Below are 20338 nucleotides of genomic sequence, written 5' to 3' on the forward strand. Positions count from 1 at the left end.
GCCGCTACCCCCGCTTCGCAGGGAACTCCGCCGCGCGGGCCAGCAAGGCGAAGAACACAACGTGTGCGAGGTTCGGAGCGCTCGGTGCGATATAGGCCATTGTCCATTCCGAAACGGTGGCGCCGGCGCTCAGGATGACGGTCGATACGATGGGGTTGAAAAGAACAGCCAGTTTGATGGCATTGGGCTGGCTGCGGAATCGGGCGGCCACGAAGCACACCACGGCGATAACGGCACCCGCAGCAGCGACCAGCGCCATCAGGAAAAGCGGGCTCGAGAAGTCGGCAAATGCCTCTGCCGGCGGGCGAGCATCGAGCCCTGCGGCGCGTGCAGCCTGGATATCGACTGCCGTGAGTACGTGCGTGATCGCCCCGAATGTGGCGACCAGCGCGGCGCCGAGCGTGCAAAGGCGGCGGCAAGCCGGCGAGAGGCCAAGCAAGCTCGCTGCTGCCCGGTAGCCGGGGTAATACAGCGGAATCGCAACGGCGCCCAGCACTCCGCCGAGCGCCAGCACGTAGCCCCCGGCGGGGCTTCCTCGCGTACCCCCATCGCCGTTCGCTACCAGCAGCATCAGAATGTCGCCCACGAAGGCGAGCAATGCAGCGAGTGCGGCAGCATGGAGCCAATTCTTGCCGCGTAAACGCCTGCCCGGTGCTGGCACGATAGAAAGCTGCTCGGTTGGGACGATGCGGTGTCGCTAGAGCATGCCGGCGCTCATCCGCCGAATGAGCGCTTCCTCGTCGGCAACCGGTGCGGCATAGCGATAGAGCGTCGTTCCGGCGACGGAGAGCCCGCGACGTGCTCGCTCTATTTGCTCGCGTGTGAAGTCGAAATCGAGATGAAGCAGCACCGCCGGCGCGCCTACCCGAAGACAGATCCGCTCGCCGCCGAGGAGACGGAAACCCAGCATGCGCTCATAGAAGGTTCGGTGGCGTGGGTTCACCTCGACCAGTAGGTGCTTCGCCCCATGGACGGCATGCGAGAACACGTACGCGACGTAAAAGAGGGAACAGAGAACTTCCCGGCCTGCGAGCTCGGTATCGAGCGCGAGCTGCGTGAATTCACAAATCGGCCCGCTGCTGCGCAGGGCGGCGACTTCGTCCGGGTAGAGGGCCTCGGCATGGAGGCCATTGCATCCATCGAGGTTCACGGACAATGTTCCGAGCGTCGTATCGCGCTGGATAGCCTGCAGATTCGCAGTCGATGCGACGGTTTCCGCGAGCTCGGACTCCCCGTCTTTTATCGTGTAACCGAGCCGAGAGTACGCGTCCTGCACCAGGGACGCTGCCTGAGGAAGCGACGGTCCGGCAAAGAAGCAGATCCGGAACTGCGCTCCCGGGTAGCAGAAGTCGTGAAAACCGATCATGCGCTGCGCCGGCAGCGTCCGTTCGCCCGATTTCGTGCCCAAGGCTGCAAGGAACTCGTCGTCCGAATTCCCGCCGCCTCCCCGCTCGACAGGAGCGTTGGTGCGCGCGTTGACTGACACAGGATGTCCCGGATATTCGTCTTCTTGCCTGACCGGAATCGGCGTTGGCGACACCGGCTGAAGCGCAACCGGCGGCCGAAACAAAGCCGACGCGATCCTCCCGCATTCTTGACTTGGATAGTCCGACGGCCCGTCGGGCCCATCCAGCGAATTAATTCACAATCCTTGCCGTAATCTTGCCCGTAACATTCAAGGTTTTCGGTTATCGTCCGTTGCCCGCATGGCATCCTGTGCCTTTTCGGATCCCGCGCGGCCGGCGCTGCCCGCTCGCCGTCGCGCCGAACTCCGCAGCATGGATACGACACTTTGCGGAGAGCCGCGCTGCCGGAACCTCCGGTTATTTGTTAGCCAAGCCCGTTACCGGTATGATTCTCTGGCATTGTTGTCCTCTATTGCTATTGCGTACAAGTGCTGCCCGGCAACTAGGCTTGTCGGCAAAGTCGTTTTGCGACCACGGGGTAGCGCTTGGGCATATTCCAATGGGCGGCCGCTAGATCATTCCGGTTGGGGAGAGAAATGATGAGTGATTGTACATTCCGGATCAAAGCGTGGGCAGCTATTCTGCTTCTCGCCGCAGCGTCGATCGGCTGCACCGGTTCGCCCTTTCCTCCTGCGCCGGCCACGCCCGAGGGCGGGAGCCAGGTGGACTACATCATCGGCCCGGGCGATACGCTGAACATCAATGTCTGGCGCAATCCCGAGTTGTCCATGTCGGTTCCGGTGCGTCCGGACGGTCGCATTACGACGCCTCTCGTCGAAGACATCCCGGCCACGGGGCAGACCCCGACGCAGCTTGCACGCACGATCGAGAAGGCCCTCTCGAAGTACATCCAGGATCCGGTCGTCACGGTCATTGTGACTGCATTCAAAGGGCCGCTGGAGCGGCAGGTGAGGGTGGTGGGACAGGCCGCACAGCCGCAGGCTCTCGCGTACACCGAAAAAATGACGCTGCTCGACGTGATGATCGCTGTGGGCGGAATTACCGAATTCGCGGATGGCAACAAGGCGACGATTCTGCGCGGTATCGACAAGCCGCAGCAGTTCACGGTTCGGCTTCGGGACTTGGTGAAGCTCGGCGATGTAAGCGCGAACGTCGAGATGCGGCCGGGAGACGTGCTCATCATCCCGGAAAGCTTCTTCTGACGGTGATAGTCCTTGGTCGGTGCAGACGATAATGCGACAGTGAATCGCTTGACATCCCGTTTCCGCATGGGCGACGTTCGCGTCGATCGGTTCTCCGGACGATTGGTATGCAACTTGCCTTGATGGGTCGGATGGACACCGCGGGCGCCGAAGTCCTTTGAGAGCGCCTCACTCGACGGGTTGTTGACGGAGAATTCGAATGCAAGACATGGTCAGGCAGGTTCTGTCGTACCTGCGGGGGATGTGGCAGTACCGCTGGTACGGAATCGCGGTCGCGTGGCTGATCTGCATCGTGGGTTGGACGGTGGTGTTCCTCCTGCCCAATCAGTACGAAGCGAATGCCCGCGTTTACGTTGATACGCAAAGTGTGCTCAAGCCACTTCTTGCCGGGCTTGCAGTGCAACCCAACGTCGATCAGCAGATCGCCATGATGAGCCGCACGCTCATCAGCCGGCCGAACCTGGAACGAGTGATCCGGATGTCGGACCTCGACATCAAGCTCAAGACCAGCGGGGAACGCGAGCGCCTGATCGATGCCCTCGGCAAAGACATCAAGCTGGGCGGCACCGGCCGGGATAACCTTTACACGATCACATACGCGTCGGCCAAGCCCGAGGAAGCGAAGCGCGTGGTTCAGTCGCTCCTGACTATCTTCGTGGAGGGAAGTTTGGGCGACAAGCGCAAGGATGCCGATTCGGCCAAGCGCTTCCTGGACGAGCAGATAAAGATGTACGAACAAAAGCTCGTCGTGGCCGAGAACGCGCTGAAGGAGTTCAAGCGCCAGCACATGGGGATGATGCCCAGCCAGGGCCAGGATTTCGTGTCCAAGCTGCAGCAAGCCGGTGCGCGCGTAACGCAAGCTAACATGGAGTTGCGCGAGGCCGAAAACGCGCGCGATTCATTCAAGACTCAGCTGCAAGGCCTGCGGGAAGGGATTGCGGAGCCCGACCTGCTAGCCGAGCGAGCAGGTGCGGCGGGCACCTTGGATGAATCGCAGCTTCGCGCGAGCCCGGAGTTGGAGAAGCGAATCGACGGTCTCAAGCAAAAGCTCGACACACTTCTACTGAGCTATACCGATCGTCACCCTGATGTCATAGGAACCAAGCGGGTGATCGAGCAGCTCGAGGCGCAGAAGAAGGAGGAGATCGCCAAGCTGCGTAAGGAAATAGAGAGCAAGAAGCCGGCGGCTTCCTCTCGCGGCGCACGCCAGAGCTCCAATCCCGTCCTGCAACAACTCACGATTTCGCTCGCGGAAGCCGAAGCGGCGGTCGCTGCCTTGCGAACGCGTGCGGCGGCGTTCGAGCATCAATACGAACAATTGAAAAAAGGCGCCAATGCGATTCCACAGGTCGAGGCGGATCTCGTGCAGCTCAATCGCGACTACGAGGTGAACAAGAAGAACTTCGAAACGCTGTTGGCCCGACGAGAGTCTGCCCAGATCTCGGGGGAGATGGAGTCCAATGCCGGAGTCATGGATTTCCGCATTATCGATCCACCTCGCGTGCCCCCCGTACCGGTTGCGCCCAAGCGCCCAGTGCTGATGTGGCTGGTGCTTGCACTCGGCGCAGGCGCAGGCGTCGCACTCACTTTCCTGATGTCCCAGGTGCGCCCGGTATTCAACGATCGCAGCACGCTGCAGGAAGTCGCCAATCTTCCGATTCTGGGCACGGTCTCGATGAAGTGGACGCAAAGCGACGTAAGAAAACAGCGCCGTGGTGTACTTGCGCTCGCCGTATCGATCGCCAGCTTGTTCGGATCGTTCGGCATCGTGATGGCGGTCCTATCGCTTACGGGTCGAGCATGATGGGCAGAAAAACAGCGAGTAAGGTGGTTCGACCGGGAGAGCGAGCATGAGCATTATCGAGAAGGCCGTAGCCAGGTTGGGCGACTGGACGCCGCCCGCCCCCCGGAGCGGACAAGCCGTCGAAGCGGTGATCGCCAAACAGGCCGATGTGTTGCACGGTGCCGAATCGGTTCTCGCGGCTCTCGGCTCAGCAGCTGATCAGCCGGAAGAAAAACCTGGGGAAAGGACGCTTCGCTACGAGGAGCTCGATCTGGCTCGCTTGAAAGACGCAGGCATGGTCACGCCGGATGCGGCGCGTAGCCAGATCTTCGAAGAGTTCCGCCTGATCAAGCGACCGCTTCTCAAGAACGCCTTCGACCAGGGGCCGACCACACTACGGCGCGGCAATCTGATCATGGTCACGAGTTGCATGCCGGGCGAAGGAAAGAGCTTTTGCTCCTTGAACCTCGCCATGAGCATCGCGATGGAAATGGACCACACGGTGCTTCTCATCGACGCCGATGTGGCCAAGCCATCCATTCCGCGAATGCTCGGGATCGACGGTGGCCTGGGGCTCATGGATGTCCTGCTGGAGGACAATCTGCAGATCTCCCAGGCGCTTATCCGCACCAATATCGACAAGCTCAAGTTGCTTACTGCAGGCCGACATCATCCGAATGCCACCGAATTGCTGGCCAGCGGGTCGATGCGCGACCTGCTCGACGAGATGTCGAGTCGATACAGCGACCGCATCATCATCTTCGACTCGCCCCCGTTGCTCGCAACCACCGAATCGCGTGTGTTGGCCTCGCAGATGGGACAAGTGGTCGTCGTCGTGGAAGCGGGGAAGACCACGCAGCAGAGCTTACGTGAGGGCCTGCATCACGTCGAGGCATGCGAGACGGTGAGCCTGCTGTTGAACAAGACGCGGTTCAAGGGCGGGTCCGGCTATTATGCCTATGGGTATGGCTACGGGTACGGCTATGGCTACGGTGCCGAAAGCGACACCAAGAAGTAATTGAAAGTGGCCAAAGAAAAGCACGGAAGGGCCAGCCGGCGTGTGACACGTCCTCGGGTGCGGAAGCGCTCTATACTTTGTATGGCCGCCTCGACGCTGGTGCCGCACATGAGCTACGCAGCCGACTGGCAAGTTACTCCGAAGGTGCAGCTTCGAGAAACCTACACCGACAACGTCCGACTTGCTCCGCGAGGACGGGAGGAGTCGGACTTCGTGACTGAAATCGAACCCGGTGTGGCGATCACCGGCGTCGGCCCTCGCCTGCAAATGCAGCTTGACTACGCGTTCAAGTACAGGCTGTACGCAAAGAATTCCGACGCGAACGGGCATAACCACGCGCTCCGAGCAAATGGACTTCTCGACGTATGGGACCGCAAGCTATTCCTGCAAGGGTCTGCCGCTATTGCCCAGCAGAATATCTCTACGCTGGGCCCTCAGTCGACAAGTGACATCAATATCAATCCCAATCGCACCGAAGTGCGCCAGGGGACGCTCAGTCCCTATTGGATCAGTCGTCTAGGTCGTTTTGCAAACGTCAATGCGCGTTACACCTGGAACCGCATGGAATCGGATGGCGAAACAAGCGCTCTGAGCTCCGAGTCGAACACGGTGAATCTAGGCTTGTCGCAGGGGTCGATGTTCAACGAATTGGGATGGTCCGTATCCTATTCCAGGCAGGATATCGACTCGACGCAGGGCCAGTTCAACAAACGGACGTTGGAAACGCTCACGGCGAGTGCAAGCTATGCTCTTCTGCCGACTCTATCGGGCTTGTTGTCCATCGGCAGGGAAGACAACGCCTATGGTGACACGCAAGGCAGTATCGGCGGCAACTTCTACAGCGTTGGTTTCCAGTGGGCGCCGAGCCGGCGTACAAACATTCGCGCCGAAGTCGGCGAGCGCTATTTCGGGAACACGTTTTCGCTCGATGCCCAACATCGGACACGGCTCACCGCCTGGACACTGACCTATGGTGAGCAAGTCGTGGGGACGCCTGGATTGTTGAGCGTGCCGGTCAGTCTCGATACGGCGGCGACTGTGGACAGGCTGTTTATTAGCCAAGTACCCGACCCGATCCAGCGACAACAGGTCGTCCAGGCCTTCATTGCGCAAAACGGGCTTCCGCAGTTCCTGCCGTCCTCCGTGGACTTCTTGACCAATCAGGTCAGCTTGTCGAAACGATGGCAGGGTACGTTTGGTCTGAGAGGCATTCGGAGTGCGTTGCTGCTGAGCTTGTTCCGGGACGACCGCCAAAGGGAAAGCAGCGGTACTCCGACTATCGTCGGAACCGATCCGTTTTCTCTCAGCGACAACGTTTTGCAGACGGGCTACAACGCAATCCTGAGCTGGCGCTTTTCGGAGCGGACCTCGGGGTCGGTATCGGTTGGCCAGATCAAGTCGGAGATGACCGATGCAAGTCGAACGGACACGAATAGCAACATTCGGATCGGAATCACGCATCAGCTGCAGCCCAAGCTGCGCGGCTCGGTCGAGTATCGCTGGCTGAACCGCGATACGAATTCCTCGGCTGGCGATGTGCGGGAAAACGCCATCACCGGAACTTTGAGCCTGGCATTCTGATCCGAACACCATGTATCAATCCTTCTATAAGCTGACTGGTAAGCCGTTCCAGCTCAACCCGGATCCGAGCTTCTACTTCGCCTCGCGCGGCCACAAGCGCGCGATGTCGTATCTCGAATATGGCCTGCATCAGGGCGAAGGATTCATCGTGATCACCGGCGAGATCGGGGCCGGCAAGACAACGCTCGTGAAGAATCTCTTCCGGCGTGTCGATCCCAACAGCTACGTGGCTGCTCAGTTGGTGAGTACGCAGCTCGATGCAGATGACACGTTGCGGCTTATCGCGGCCGCATTCGGCCTGAAGCACGAGGAGCAGAGCAAGGCGGTCCTGCTGAAGCGCCTGGAAGAGTATCTCCTCAGTGTTCACAAGCAAGGGCGCCGCGCGCTCTTGGTCGTCGACGAAGCCCAGAATCTCACCCCTCGCGCTGTCGAAGAGCTGCGGATGCTGTCGAATTTTCAGGCAGGTGAGAAGTCGCTGCTGCAAAGCTTCCTGCTTGGGCAGCCGGAGTTTCGCTACACCCTGCAAGGCGAGGGCATGCAGCAACTGCGGCAACGCATCATCGCCTCCTATCACCTCGGGCCGATGGATGCAGACGAAACGCGCGCTTACATCGAGCACCGGATGAGAACGGTCGGCTGGGTCGCCGACCCCGAGTTCGGCGAGGACTGCTTCGCCCCGATCTACGCCTACACCGGCGGGATTCCGAGACGCATCAACACGCTGTGCGACAGAGTCCTGTTGTTCGGCTACCTGGAGGACCGGCATCGCATCGACGCCCAGACGGTAGATGCCGTCATAGGCGACCTGAACGGGGAAATGCCGACCCTTGCGGCGAACGACACCGGAATGCAGCGGGTTGCCGTTCGCAAATCCGGCGCGGGCGAGGAGCGCATGCTCGAACAACTGGATCGCCGCGTTTCCAAGATGGAGCGCTCGATCGTCAACATCCTCAAGCTGTCACGGGAATTGCTTACTCTGGCGCAGGAAAAGCATCCCGAGAAGCGAGAAGGTTCGTGAGCGCGCGCGGACCGGGCAGACTCCAACATGGCGAGTTCCAACGGCGTCGCACGCAATGCAATGACCGTCGACGTGGAAGACTACTTCCAGGTTTCGGCGTTCGAGCCGCATATTCCCCGATCCGACTGGGACCGTCTCCCCTGCCGCATCGAACGTAATCTGGAAATCATCCTGCAGTTGCTGCAGGACCATGGCGCGCACGCGACCTTTTTTACTCTGGGTTGGATCGCACAGCGCTATCCGGGGCTGGTGCGCCGCATCGTCGAGAACGGCCACGAGCTGGCAAGCCACGGGTTCGCGCACGGACGCGCACATGAGCAGAGCCGAGCTCAATTCACCGAGGACGTGCGCTCGGCCAAGAAAGTTCTCGAAGATACCGCCGGAGTTGCCGTAAACGGATATCGCGCGCCGAGCTTTTCAATCGGGCAGGCGAATCTCTGGGCCCTCGAGTGCCTGGCCGACGAAGGATATACCTACAGTTCCAGCATCTACCCGATCCGGCACGATCACTACGGCATGCCGGATGCACCGCGCTTTGCACACCGTCCCGGCGAATCGAAGAGACTGCTCGAAATCCCCGTGACTACGGTGCGAATGCTGAGCCGAAACTTGCCAGCGGGGGGAGGCGGCTATTTTCGGCTTTTGCCGTATCCGGTTTCGAGATGGTGCTTGCAGCGGGTGAACGGCGAAGGTCAGCCTTGCGTGTTCTACTTCCATCCTTGGGAAATCGATCCCGAGCAGCCTAGACAGCATGGAATCGGGATGAAGACACGTTTCCGGCATTACGTGAACCTCGGACGCATGCGCGCGCGGATAGAACGGCTGCTCGCCGATTTTCGCTGGGACCGAATGGATAACATCTTTGTCCAGGTGGCCGCGTGAGCGCTGTCCTCGCACCGGGGTCGAACAAGCCCGAAGCCTCAGAGCATTCGAAGCCACTGTCGGTCAAGGTCATGGAGTCGGCCGATCGCCGCCGTTGGGACGAGTTCGTGCTGCGCTTTCCGGCCGCAACGTTCTTCCATCGAGCCGGCTGGCAGGAAGTCATTCAGCGTGCATTCGGCCATCGCACTTGGTTCCTGCTCGCCGAAGCGGGTGGCGCGATCGAAGGCGTGTTGCCACTGGCCGAAGTAAAAAGTCTCCTCTTCGGTCATTCACTCGTGTCGCTGCCGTTTTGCGTGTACGGCGGCGTGGCAGCGGAAACAGACCGTGCCCGCTTGGCATTGGACGCCGAGGCAATCGCCCTGGCGGAACGTCTGCAAGTCGGCCATCTGGAGTATCGCAGCCAAAGCAGACAGCGAACCGATTGGGCAACGAAGGATCTCTACGTCACGTTTCGCAAGGCGATCGACCCCGATCCCGAGAAGAATCTCAACGCCATTCCCCGCAAGCAGCGGGCGATGGTGCGCAAGGGAATCAAGTCCGGTTTGTCTGCTACGCTGGACTCGGATACCGGTCGGTTCTTCAGTGCCTATTCCGAGAGCGTGCATCGGCTCGGCACGCCGGTTTTTTCGCGCCGCTATTTCGATATCCTGCGCGAAGAGTTTGCAGCCGATAGCGAGATCGTGACGGTGACCAGCGAAGGGAAGCTTGTTGCGAGCGTGCTCAGCTTCTTTTTTCGCGACGAGGTGCTGCCTTACTACGGCGGCGGAACCGATCTGGCGCGCCAGGTCGCCGGGAACGACTTCATGTACTGGGAAGTGATGCGGCGGGCGTGCGAGCGCGGGCTGCGGGTATTCGACTATGGGCGCAGCAAGCTTGGCACCGGATCATTCGACTTCAAGAAGAATTGGGGATTCGAGCCGGCGCCGCTGCCCTACGAATACCGGCTGGTGAAGGGGCGCGAGGTTCCCGACCACAATCCACTCAATCCCAAGTATCGTGCCTTCATCGCGTTGTGGAAGAAGCTGCCGCGCGCGATGGCAAATCGGATCGGGCCGCACATTGTCAAGAGTCTTGGCTAGGCCGAAGCGGGTGCTGGGGCCGGCGCCTGTTGCAAGCGTTGTGGGTGGGACGCACGCGTCCTCGCCTGCCCCGGCCTCGCGTGCGTCCGCGTTCGGCCGGACCCTGCCTCTCGCACTGCTCTTCAGTACGTTGTTCTGGATCGTCGCCTGGCACGGCGACGCGGCGATGCGCATGGCCGGCATCTGGTGGCGCTCCGAAACCTTCGCGCACGGGCTCATCATTTATCCGGTAGCCGCGTGGCTCATCTGGGGCAAGCGCTCCCAGCTTGCGGCCTTGCCGATTCGCCCGTGCTTCTGGGTCTTGTTCCCGCTTGCCGCAGCAGCCTTCGTCGCCCTGCTCGGCAGCGTCGCCGGCGTGGAAGCGGCCCGCCAGTTCGGATTGGTGGCGATGATTGCGCTGGCGGTCGTCGCCGTCATGGGTGTGGCCATCGCTCGCGCGATCGCGTTCCCGCTCGCTTTCACGCTCCTCGCCGTGCCGATCGGGGAGTTCCTCCTGCCGACGTTGATGGACCACACCGCCGATTTCACCGTGGCGGCCTTGCGCCTGAGCGGGATCCCCGTATATCGCGAGGGACTGTTTTTCACGCTGCCGAGCGGGCGCTGGTCCGTCATCGAAGCTTGCAGCGGATTGCGCTATCTGATCGCATCGGTGACGCTCGGTTTCCTTTACGCCTATTTGTCTTATACGAGCTTGTGGCGGCGCGTGCTGTTCGTTCTGGCCTCGATCCTCGTGCCGATCGTTGCGAACTGGCTGCGTGCCTACATGATCGTGATGATCGGGCATCTGAGCGAAATGCGCTACGCGGTCGGCGTTGATCATCTTATCTATGGCTGGATCTTTTTCGGCGTCGTAATGCTGCTGCTGTTCTGGGTTGGCTCATGGTGGCGAGAGGACCATCGGGTCGTGCAAGCTGAGCCGATCGCGCCAGGACTGGTTGGCGGCGGCTCCAAGGCAATCCTGATTGCCGGAGCGCTGGGCGTCGCGGCTATCGCGAGCACCGGGCCACTTTATGTCGATTTCCTCGATGCGAAGGAGGTCGCCAGTCAACCGGTCATTGCGGCGCCGAGCGGTGCCGCGGGATGGGAGAGATCGTCGTCGCGGCTGCCGCAATTCACACCGCACTTCGTCAGCGCACGCGCGACGATGCACAAGATCTACGAGAGGCAGGGCGCGCAGGTGGGCGTGTTCATTGGCTACTACGCCCGGCAGAACGAAGGGCACGAGTTGATTTCGTTCGATAACGGCCTCGTATCTCCCGGCGATCGTCTTTGGCACCGTCTATCCGAGACAGGGCAATCGTCGGGTGTTCATGGGCTGCGAGTCGTGGAGTCGCGTCTGCGGTCGAGTCGCGGCGAGCTCCTCGCCTGGCACTGGTACTGGGCAGGCGGCCGCTGGAGCGCCCTGCCGGAGGAGGTCAAGTTGCGGCAGGCGTTCGATCGGCTTGCCGGGCGTGGAGACGATGCCGCAGTCGTGGTTCTCTACGCACCGCCGGGCTCGTCGTCGAAGGACGAACCGCGCGAGCTGCTGCAGGAGTTTCTCGCCGCGATGGAGCCTTCGATTCGTAGCTCGTTGGAGAGTGCGCGGAAGAACGCGATCGCGACCGGCGCACCTATTTTGGCGGCCGAAAAGCGCATCCAACCCTGAGGCGACGATGCTGGTTGGCGCCGTGCACGGCCTGAAATCCGTGAACCGTTCCCGGGGCGATCCGCCTCTCGTGGCGCACGTCATCCATGAGCTTTGTATAGGCGGCCTCGAGAACGGGTTGGTCAACCTGGTCAATCGAATGCCGTCCGATCGCTATCGGCACGCTATCGTCTGCATGACCGGCTACAGCGAATTCAGGGAACGGATCCGGCACAGCGACGTTCAGGTTTTCGCCATGAATCGAGGGCAGGCTTCGCTGGCTCGCACTTATTTGGACCTGTACCGGTTGTTCCGGCGGCTCGAGCCTTCGATCGTACACACGCGCAACCTATCGGGCCTGGACGCCCTGTTGCCAGCGGTCTGTGCGCGAGTCGCCGTGCGCATCCATGGCGAGCACGGACGCGACATGCACGACCTCGACGGGACGAATCCGAAGTACCGGCGCCTGAAGCGCATGTTCAGACCGCTGGTAACTCACTACACTGCCGTTTCGGCCGATCTTGCCGCCTATCTCGAAGGGCCCATCGGCGTGCCGGCGGCCCGAATCCGGCAGATCTACAACGGCGTCGATACCGGCCTGTTTCGCCCGAACGTCTCGGGTCCTTCGACCGTACCCGACGATCGACCCTTCGTTGTAGGCACGGTTGGGCGCTTGCAGCCCGTCAAGGATCAGGTGTCGCTCGTGAAGGCATTCGGGACAGCCCTCGAACACGGCTCGAGCGCAATGCGAAACGCGCGACTCGTCATCATTGGCGAGGGTCCTTCGCGACCGGACATCGAGCAAGCGATTGCCGAAGCGTCCTTGCAGTCCCAGGTCGAGCTGCTCGGCGCACGCAATGACATTCCCGAGCTGCTGAGGACCATGGACCTGTTCGTACTTCCGTCGCTCGCCGAGGGCATATCGAACACCATTCTCGAGGCGATGGCGAGCGGCTTGCCCGTAATCGCAACCCGGACAGGAGGCAATGGGGACCTCGTTAGAGACGGGGTTACCGGCGCGTTGGTAGACGTGGGCGATTGGAGTGCAATGGGAGAACAGATAGCCGCCTATGCCGCCGACCGCGCACGCCTGCTAGGCCACGCTGAAGCGGCGCGGCAGCGGGCCGAGCGGGAATTCAGTCTCGATGCCATGGTGGAAAACTATACGGCTCTGTACGATAGTCTCACCGGCCAGCAAGGACGCGCCGAGGCAAGGGCAACCATGCGCTCGGCGCCTTGATCCCTTTCGCGCAATGCTCAGCGTGTATGCTGCGTCTCTCGTTGTTTGGAGCGCATCAACGGGATATGACCGCCGTCGTCAAGTATCGGGCGAGCGCGCCGTATTAAAGCCATCGACCGGTCGCCAATCGCGTCGGGCCCGCGGTGACGGAAGAAGCGACAGGGCCCTATGCGCCAAGGCCCGGAAATTGTTGGCAGGAAACTTGCTGCCTGTGCCCTCGGACGCCAAATTACAAAATTGCATAAATGTGCGGGATCGTAGGCATTTTCGATAGCCGGAACCGTAGTCCGGTATCCCGGGGGCTGCTGGAGCGCATGAACGAGCGCCAGTTCCACCGCGGGCCGGACGAAGGCGGGATTCATCTCGAGCCCGGGATAGGGCTTGGTCATCGCCGGCTTTCCATCATCGACCTGTCAACCGGTCAACAGCCGCTGTTCAACGAGAACGGCTCGGTGGCCGTCGTTTTCAACGGCGAGATCTACAATTTCCAGGAATTGGTGCCGGAGCTCCAGGCGCTCGGGCATACCTTCCGCACCCGCAGCGATACCGAAGTCATCGTTCACGGCTGGGAAGCCTGGGGCCCTGAATGCGTCAAACGCTTTCGCGGCATGTTCGCATTCGCGATCTGGGATCGGAACAGGGATACGCTGTTCCTCGCCCGGGACCGGATGGGCGTCAAGCCGTTGCACTACTCGGTGCTCGCCAACGGCACGGTGCTGTTCGCGTCGGAGATCAAGGGCCTCCTCGCCGTCCCGAGCCTCGACCGAACGCTCGATCCGCTCGCGGTCGAAGAATATTTCGCCTACGGCTATGCCGCCGACCCCCGCAGCATCTTCAAGTCGGTGCGTAAGCTTCCGCCGGCGTGCACGCTGACCATTCGCCGCGGCGCCGCGATTCCCGACCCGCATTGCTATTGGGATCTTCCGTTCAAACCTTCCGGGCCGATCACCGAAGGCGAGGCTCGCGAAGAGCTTACCGCGCGGCTGAAGGAGGCCGTGAGGATCCGCCTCATGTCCGAAGTGCCCTTGGGCGCATTCCTTTCCGGTGGCGTCGACTCCAGCGCCGTCGTTGCCATGATGGCAAAGCTTTCCGGCGAGCCCGTGAACACCTGCTCTATCGCATTCGGGGATCCGGCGTTCAACGAGACCCAGTATGCCCAGGTGGTTGCCGATCGCTATCACACCCATCACCAGGTCGAACAGGTGGACCCGGACGATTTCGATCTGGTCGACCGCCTGGCCTCGCTGTACGACGAGCCCTATGCGGATAGCTCCGCCATCCCGACCTACAAGGTGTGCGAGCTCGCGCGCAAGCGGGTGATCGTCGCGTTGTCGGGTGACGGCGGAGACGAGAATTTCGCCGGCTATCGGCGCTACAAGTGGCACATGAAGGAAGAGCGAATCCGTTCCATGCTGCCGCTGCCGCTGCGGCGCTCGGTCTTCGGGTTGCTCGGCCAGGTCTATCCCAAGGCCGATTGGGCGCCTCGCGCGCTGCGCGCCAAGACGACTTTTCAGGCCCTCGCGCGCGATTCCGTGGAAGCCTACTTCCACTCCGTTTCGATCATGCGCGACGACATGCGCAAGCGCCTGTTCAGCGATTCCTTCCGCCGCACGCTCGGTGGTTACGACGCGCTCGAGGTATTGCGCCACCATGCGCGCCGCGCGCCGACCGAAGACCCGCTTTCGCTCATCCAGTACCTCGATATCAAGACGTATCTCGTGGGGGATATCCTCACCAAGGTCGATCGCGCGAGCATGGCGCATTCGCTGGAAGTGCGCGAGCCGCTTCTGGACCATCCGATGATGGAGTGGCTCTCCAGCCTGCCTTCGACCTTCAAGCTCGGACGAGGCGAGGGCAAACTGCTCTTCAAGGAAGCGATGGAGCCTTACCTGCCCGACGATATCCTGTACCGGCCGAAGATGGGCTTCGCCGTGCCGCTTGCTGGCTGGTTCCGGGGCCCACTACGCGCGCGCGTGCGCGAGTCGTTGCTTGGCCCCACGCTGGCGCAGACAGGCTACTTCGACCGGCGGTATCTGCAGCATCTCGTGGAGCAGCACGAGAAAGGCTTTCGCGACTACAGCGCGCCCATCTGGTCGCTGCTCATGTTCGATTCGTTCCTGCGTTCAGTGCTCGGTCATGAAACGTCGACCGCCCTGCAGGCCGTGGGATAACGTCATGCGTGTCCTGCACGTGCTGGATCATTCGGCGCCACTGCACAGTGGCTACGCCTTTCGCACGCTGGCCATTTTGCGCGAGAGCCAGGCGCTCGGCTGGGAAACCGTCCAGATGACGAGCCCAAAGCAGGGCGGGTCGGTGGAGGTGCGCGAGGAGACCGTGGACGGTTGGCTCTTTCACCGTACGCCGCCCGTGCGGGGCCTGGTGAGTGATCTGCCCGCAATGGGCGAGTTGGAGCTGATGGGCGAGCTCGCCCACCGAATAGAAACGCTCGTTCGTCGCTATAGTCCGCATGTCGTGCACGTGCACTCACCGGTGTTGAACGCGATCCCGGCCCTGCGCGTCGGCCGCCGCACTGGCGTTCCCGTCGTCTACGAGATCCGCGCGCTTTGGGAAGACGCGGCGGTGGATCACGGAACCACGCGTGAAGGCAGTCTGCGATACCGGCTGTCGCGTGCGTTGGAAACCTATGCGGCCAAGCGTGCCCACCACGTCGTCACGATTTGCGAGGGGCTTCGAGAAGAACTAGTTGCGAGGGGCGTGCGGCCGGATCGCATCACGGTCGTTCCCAACGGCGTGGACGTGGATCGATTCAACACCACCCCCACGCGCGACGCCACATTGGCACGGGAGTTGGGCCTCGAAGGCAGCACCGTCCTGGGATTCGTCGGCTCGTTCTATGGCTACGAGGGGCTCGAATCGCTTGTCCGGGCGCTGCCCCGGATCCTTGTCGCGCGCCCGGACGTACGCCTCCTGCTCGTCGGCGGAGGATTCCAGGATGACAGTCTGCGCGCGCAGGTGCTTGCGCTCGGCCTGGGCGACAAGGTGGTTTTCACTGGCCGGGTGCCGCACAGCGAGGTTCATCGCTACTACGACCTGATCGATGTCCTCGTCTATCCCCGGCTGCCGATGCGGCTCACCGACCTCGTCACGCCGCTCAAGCCTCTGGAGGCGATGGCGCAGGGCCGGCTGGTCGTAGCCTCCGATGTGGGCGGGCACCGCGAGTTGATGAAAGATGGCGAGACCGCCGTGCTCTTCAAGGCGGGCGACGTCGAAGATCTTGCCGCGAAGGTGCTCGACCTGCTGGCGAGTCCCGAGCGCTGGCCGCAGTTGCGTGCAGCCGCCCGGCGCTATGTGGAGACGCAGCGCACGTGGAATCACTGTGTCGCGCGCTACGACGAAGTCTATGGCCGGCTGGTCGCACTGGAAAGGATGTCGGCGTGATGACCCCGAGGACGCTCGTCCGGGCCTGGGAGCGCTGAGCGATGTGCGGCATCTACGGCTATCTGCGAATCGATGGCGCGGCGGCGCAAGCGGCCGATTTGACGGCCATGGGCGCTCGCACCATCCATCGTGGTCCCGACGACGAGGGGCGGCACGTGGATGGTCCGTGCGCGATCGGAATGCGCCGACTGTCCATCATCGATCTCGCCGGCGGCCATCAGCCGCTCTCGAACGAAGATGGCAGCGTCTGGCTCGTGGCCAATGGCGAGATCTACAACTTCCGTGAGCTCAGGCTTGAGCTCGAGGGCGCGGGCCACCGTTTCAAGACGGGTTCGGATTGCGAAACTATCCTGCACGCTTACGAGCAATATGGGCAGGGCTTCGTCGAGCGCCTGAATGGGATATTCGCGTTCACACTGTGGGATGGCCGCCAGCGCCGCCTGATCATCGGCCGCGACCGCCTGGGCGTAAAGCCGTTGTACCTGCTGCGCGATTCGAAACGGGTCGCGTTCGCGAGCGAGGCGAAAGCGCTGCTTGCGCTGCCTGGCGTTTCGGCCGAGCTCGACCCCACCGCGGTGCACTGCTACCTGAATCTCGGGTACGTTCCCGCCCCGCACAGCATTTTCAAGGGCATCGAGAAGCTCGAGCCTGCAAGCATGCTGGTCGTGGAGGACGGCCGGCAGGAGCTGCGGCGATACTGGCGGATTTCACCTGCGATCGACACCGTTCGTTCAGAGTCGGAATGGGTCGAACGGGTACGGTCGGGGATCCAGTCCGCGGTCCGATCCCAGATGGTGAGCGATGTCCCTATCGGAGCATTCCTTTCCGGCGGAATCGATTCGAGCGCCGTAGTCGCCTGCATGGCTTCGCAAAGCGCCCAGCCGATAAGGACCTATGCGATAGGGTTCAAGGGCGGCAAGGCCGACGAGTTCTACAACGAGTTGCCCTATGCACGGCGCGTCTCGGAGCTCTTTCACACCGAACACCACGAGATCGTCGTCAAGCCCGACGTAGCGGCGCTGTTGCCCAAGCTCGTCTGGCACATGGACGAACCGATCGCGGACACCGCATTCATCACGACCTATCTCGTATCCGAGTTCGCCCGCCGCGACGTGACCGTCATTCTTTCCGGGGTGGGCGGCGACGAGCTCTTCGGCGGCTACCGGCGCTATCTCGGCAACCACTACCAGCAATATTTCGAGATGCTGCCCGGATGGGTGCGCCGCACCGCAGTTGCCGTCGGCGAGCGGCTGCCGAGCGACCGCCATTCGCCTCTGCTCAATATCACCCGTCTGGCGCGAGGCTTCCTTGCGAGCACGGAGCTCTCGTTCGAGGATCGCTACAAATCCTACGTCGAGGTTTTTTCCGGCCGCGAGATCGAACGCATGTCCCGTGTGACCGGCATCAGCCATCCGGATGTCATCCGCGACGCTTTCCGCCACGCCGGCAGCGAGGACGGATTGAACCGGATGCTCGCGGTGGACGCGCAAACGCAGTTGCCCGACGATCTGCTGCTCCTGACCGACAAGATGAGCATGGCGACCTCCCTGGAATGCCGGGTGCCCTTGCTCGACCATGAGCTGGTCGAGCTCGCGGCCGCGATGCCGGAAGCGATCAAGGTCCGCGGCGGGCGGCTCAAGCACGTGCTCAAGCAGGCGCTGGCGCCCCTGCTGCCCGAGGACATCCTGGAACGCAAGAAGCGAGGGTTCGGCACGCCGATGGGCGCGTGGCTGCGCGGGGATCTGGCGCCGTTGCGCGAGTCGCTGCTCTCGGAAGAGGCCGTCCGAGCGCGCGGGCTGTTCGAGCCCGCATCGGTGCGCCAGCTGATCCGCGATCACGAGCAGAATCGCATCGACGGCACCGACCGCATCCTCTGCCTGCTGAATCTGGAGGTATGGGCGCGTATCTACCTGGATGCGCGCTCGCCCGACGACGTGGCGGCGGAACTCAAGGCGACGCTCGCGTGAAGATACTCTACGTGTGCCACCGCTTTCCTTTTCCGCCCAAGCGAGGCGGCAAGATCCGGCCGTTCAACATGATCCGCCATCTCGCGCGCAACCACGAGGTGACGGTTGCTTCGCTGGCGCGCTCCGATGCGGAGGCGAAGGAAGGCGAGGGCATCGCCCCCCATTGCACCCGATTCGTGATGTCGCAAGTAAGCGATCCGGTGCAGTCGCTGCGAATGGTTTCTCGGCTGCCGACGACGACGCCTTCCTCGATGGGGTTTTTCTACTCGACCTCCCTGCGCCGGCAGGTTGCGCGGTTGCTCCGGGAGCAGCGCTTCGATCTCATCTTCGTGCACTGCTCGTCGGTCGCGCAGTACGTCGCACACGTGAGCGACACGCCCAAGATTCTCGATTTCGGGGACATGGATTCGCAGAAGTGGATCGAGTACGCGCGCTACAAACCATTCCCGCTTTCGGCGGGTTATCGGTTCGAGGGCGTGAAGATGGCGCGTGAAGAGCGCCGCCTCGCCCGGCGGTTCGACATGTGTACGGCGACCACGCGGGCGGAATGGGAAACTCTGGAGTCGTACGCAACCGGTGTGGCGAGCGCCTGGTTCCCGAACGGCGTCGACAGCGAATACTTTGCGCCGAGCAGCGATCCGCCCGACAGGGATACGATCTGCTTCGTCGGTCGCATGGACTACTATCCAAACCAGGAGTGCATGTTCGACTTCTGCGCCAATACGCTGCCCAGGATTCAGGAGAAGCGACCCGGCGTCAAACTCTTGATCGTCGGTGCGGATCCAACGCCAGCGGTGCGTCGCCTCGCCACGATCCCGGGCGTGACCGTGACGGGGTCAGTTCCCGATGTGCGGCCCTACGTGCACCGGTCCGCGCTCATGGTCGCACCGCTCAACATCGCGCGTGGAACCCAGAACAAGATACTCGAGGCGATGGCCATGGGTGTACCGGTGGTCACCAGCGCGGTTGCTGCCGGCGGGGTGGATGCCGTGGCCGGTGCGCACTTCCTGGTGGCTGATACGCCAGAGGACTTCGCGACTGCTGTTCTGCGCTTGCTCGACGACGGCAACGAGCGTACACGTCTCGCGCAGGCGGGACGGGAGCGGATGCTGTCGCACCACGGCTGGAGCGGCTCCATGCAGCGCCTCGACCGGATCATCGAGCGATGCCTGGCAGGCCGGAGCGGCCGTGTGCAGCCGAGCGGCAGTGCCGAAGCCGGACCGGTCGGATCGCGGGCGCCTGTCGATGGAAACCAGCTGAGCTGAAGGAAATGCTGCAATGCTGAAGCGATTGATGGACACCGCCGCCTACCTGCTGTTTCCGCGGCCGGTGCATATTCGCTGGCTGAAACGAAATCCTTCATCCTGGCTGGGACGGCACTACCCTGGCCCGCTCATCAAGCTCGACGTCAGCCCTCTCAGCGAGAAGATCGAGGAGTTGGCGGTGGCCACGCACGAGTTGGGCGCGCAGCCACTTTGGACAGGATACGGCGGCAAGACGGCGGGGCAGAGCCGACGCTCGAACGATGTGCGCACCAGCCGGGTGATGGGAAACTTCTACGCCAGCCTGGCCGTTCGCAGGAAGCCCAAGGTCGTCGTGGAGTTCGGCACTGCGTTCGGCATTTCGGGCATGTATTGGCTCGCGGGCATCGAAGCCAACCAGGAAGGCGTGCTCCTGACTTTCGAGCCCAACGAGGTATGGGCACAGATCGCGCAAGGGAATCTGTCGCAGATCAGCAGTCGCTTCACCTTCACCCAGGGTACGTTCGAGGACAACATAGACGCGTGCCTCCCCCGGGGAAGCAGTATCGACATCGCTTTCATCGACGCGATCCATACGCGGGAGTTCGTCGTGCCCCAGTTGAACCTGGTGGCGGAGAGAAGCGCGCCCGGAAGCCTCATTCTCATCGACGACATCGAATACACGTCGGACATGAAGCGGTGCTGGGAAGAGATCGCAGCCGAAAATCGTTTCGCCGCGGCCGCCACGTTGGGGAGTCGGGTAGGCATTCTGGAACTCGGCGAGGCCCGGACACCGAGGGTCACGGTCAGTGAGCCCGCGCGCGCAGGCTGATGCTTTGCGCGCGAAAACACAGCCGGTGAATGCAGGCGAACGGGC

General features: G+C 62.1%; 16 protein-coding genes. 14 read left to right on the forward strand and 2 right to left on the reverse strand.

The genetic code is table 11. The annotated features are described in order from the left end of the window. Positions 1-4: 4 nt before the first annotated feature. Both GEV05_21890 and GEV05_21895 read right to left on the reverse strand, forming a co-directional pair. Positions 5-514, reverse strand: a complete 510-nt coding sequence (locus GEV05_21890) for a hypothetical protein (GenBank protein MPZ45987.1) — start codon at positions 512-514, stop codon at positions 5-7. Between the two features lie 183 nt (positions 515-697). Next, a complete protein-coding gene (locus tag GEV05_21895; GenBank protein ID MPZ45988.1) occupies positions 698-1408 on the reverse strand; it encodes a long-chain N-acyl amino acid synthase in 711 nt (236 codons plus the stop codon). 597 nt (positions 1409-2005) lie between these two features. Between GEV05_21895 and GEV05_21900 the strand changes: the two genes are divergently transcribed. The 14 genes from GEV05_21900 (at position 2006) to GEV05_21965 (ending at position 20293) form a co-directional block, all read left to right on the forward strand. Further along, entirely contained in the window at positions 2006-2629 is a 624-nt protein-coding gene (locus tag GEV05_21900) for a sugar ABC transporter substrate-binding protein (GenBank protein MPZ45989.1), read from the forward strand. A gap of 199 nt (positions 2630-2828) precedes the next feature. After that, on the forward strand, positions 2829-4433 hold the full coding sequence (locus tag GEV05_21905) for a chain length-determining protein (protein MPZ45990.1): 1605 nt from the start codon (positions 2829-2831) through the stop codon (positions 4431-4433). Positions 4434-4479: 46 nt separating this feature from the next. Continuing rightward, on the forward strand, positions 4480-5430 hold the full coding sequence (locus tag GEV05_21910; protein MPZ45991.1) for a P-loop NTPase: 951 nt from the start codon (positions 4480-4482) through the stop codon (positions 5428-5430). A gap of 81 nt (positions 5431-5511) precedes the next feature. Beyond that, complete coding sequence (locus GEV05_21915) at positions 5512-7011, forward strand: TIGR03016 family PEP-CTERM system-associated outer membrane protein (GenBank protein ID MPZ45992.1); 1500 nt, start codon at positions 5512-5514, stop codon at positions 7009-7011. Between the two features lie 10 nt (positions 7012-7021). Then, positions 7022-8029, forward strand: coding sequence for an AAA family ATPase (locus tag GEV05_21920; GenBank protein MPZ45993.1), 1008 nt, complete (start codon positions 7022-7024; stop codon positions 8027-8029). A gap of 60 nt (positions 8030-8089) precedes the next feature. Continuing rightward, positions 8090-8911 (forward strand): DUF3473 domain-containing protein, encoded by an 822-nt coding sequence (locus tag GEV05_21925; GenBank protein ID MPZ45994.1) that lies wholly within the window; start codon positions 8090-8092, stop codon positions 8909-8911. 71 nt (positions 8912-8982) lie between these two features. Next, entirely contained in the window at positions 8983-9990 is a 1008-nt protein-coding gene (locus GEV05_21930) for a FemAB family PEP-CTERM system-associated protein (protein MPZ45995.1), read from the forward strand. 172 nt (positions 9991-10162) lie between these two features. Continuing rightward, positions 10163-11635: an exosortase A gene (xrtA, locus tag GEV05_21935; GenBank protein MPZ45996.1), complete on the forward strand. Its 1473-nt coding sequence runs from the start codon at positions 10163-10165 to the stop codon at positions 11633-11635. Between the two features lie 70 nt (positions 11636-11705). Further along, complete coding sequence (locus GEV05_21940; protein MPZ45997.1) at positions 11706-12854, forward strand: TIGR03088 family PEP-CTERM/XrtA system glycosyltransferase; 1149 nt, start codon at positions 11706-11708, stop codon at positions 12852-12854. Between the two features lie 245 nt (positions 12855-13099). Next, a complete protein-coding gene (locus GEV05_21945; GenBank protein ID MPZ45998.1) occupies positions 13100-15025 on the forward strand; it encodes an amidotransferase 1, exosortase A system-associated in 1926 nt (641 codons plus the stop codon). Between the two features lie 4 nt (positions 15026-15029). Next, complete coding sequence (locus tag GEV05_21950; GenBank protein MPZ45999.1) at positions 15030-16253, forward strand: glycosyltransferase, exosortase A system-associated; 1224 nt, start codon at positions 15030-15032, stop codon at positions 16251-16253. Between the two features lie 41 nt (positions 16254-16294). After that, complete coding sequence (asnB, locus tag GEV05_21955) at positions 16295-18220, forward strand: asparagine synthase (glutamine-hydrolyzing) (GenBank protein MPZ46000.1); 1926 nt, start codon at positions 16295-16297, stop codon at positions 18218-18220. Further along, a complete protein-coding gene (locus GEV05_21960) occupies positions 18217-19485 on the forward strand; it encodes a TIGR03087 family PEP-CTERM/XrtA system glycosyltransferase (GenBank protein ID MPZ46001.1) in 1269 nt (422 codons plus the stop codon). The genes asnB and GEV05_21960 overlap by 4 nt, the downstream gene beginning before the upstream one ends. Positions 19486-19498: 13 nt before the next feature. Further along, complete coding sequence (locus GEV05_21965; GenBank protein MPZ46002.1) at positions 19499-20293, forward strand: class I SAM-dependent methyltransferase; 795 nt, start codon at positions 19499-19501, stop codon at positions 20291-20293. The last annotated feature ends 45 nt before the right edge of the window (positions 20294-20338 follow it).

The sequence above is a fragment of the Betaproteobacteria bacterium genome (genome assembly GCA_009377585.1).
GTDB lineage: Bacteria > Pseudomonadota > Gammaproteobacteria > Burkholderiales > WYBJ01 > WYBJ01.

Bases quoted from the DNA above. Each gene is read 5' to 3' on its own strand.
- GEV05_21900 (MPZ45989.1), top strand. From the start codon at position 2,006: ATGAGTGATTGTACATTCCGGATCAAAGCGTGGGCAGCTATTCTGCTT.
- GEV05_21905 (MPZ45990.1), top strand. From the start codon at position 2,829: ATGCAAGACATGGTCAGGCAGGTTCTGTCGTACCTGCGGGGGATGTGG.
- GEV05_21910 (MPZ45991.1), top strand. From the start codon at position 4,480: ATGAGCATTATCGAGAAGGCCGTAGCCAGGTTGGGCGACTGGACGCCG.
- GEV05_21915 (MPZ45992.1), top strand. From the start codon at position 5,512: ATGGCCGCCTCGACGCTGGTGCCGCACATGAGCTACGCAGCCGACTGG.
- GEV05_21920 (MPZ45993.1), top strand. From the start codon at position 7,022: ATGTATCAATCCTTCTATAAGCTGACTGGTAAGCCGTTCCAGCTCAAC.
- GEV05_21925 (MPZ45994.1), top strand. From the start codon at position 8,090: ATGACCGTCGACGTGGAAGACTACTTCCAGGTTTCGGCGTTCGAGCCG.
- GEV05_21930 (MPZ45995.1), top strand. From the start codon at position 8,983: ATGGAGTCGGCCGATCGCCGCCGTTGGGACGAGTTCGTGCTGCGCTTT.
- xrtA (MPZ45996.1), top strand. From the start codon at position 10,163: ATGGCCGGCATCTGGTGGCGCTCCGAAACCTTCGCGCACGGGCTCATC.
- GEV05_21945 (MPZ45998.1), top strand. From the start codon at position 13,100: ATGTGCGGGATCGTAGGCATTTTCGATAGCCGGAACCGTAGTCCGGTA.
- GEV05_21950 (MPZ45999.1), top strand. From the start codon at position 15,030: ATGCGTGTCCTGCACGTGCTGGATCATTCGGCGCCACTGCACAGTGGC.
- asnB (MPZ46000.1), top strand. From the start codon at position 16,295: ATGTGCGGCATCTACGGCTATCTGCGAATCGATGGCGCGGCGGCGCAA.
- GEV05_21965 (MPZ46002.1), top strand. From the start codon at position 19,499: ATGCTGAAGCGATTGATGGACACCGCCGCCTACCTGCTGTTTCCGCGG.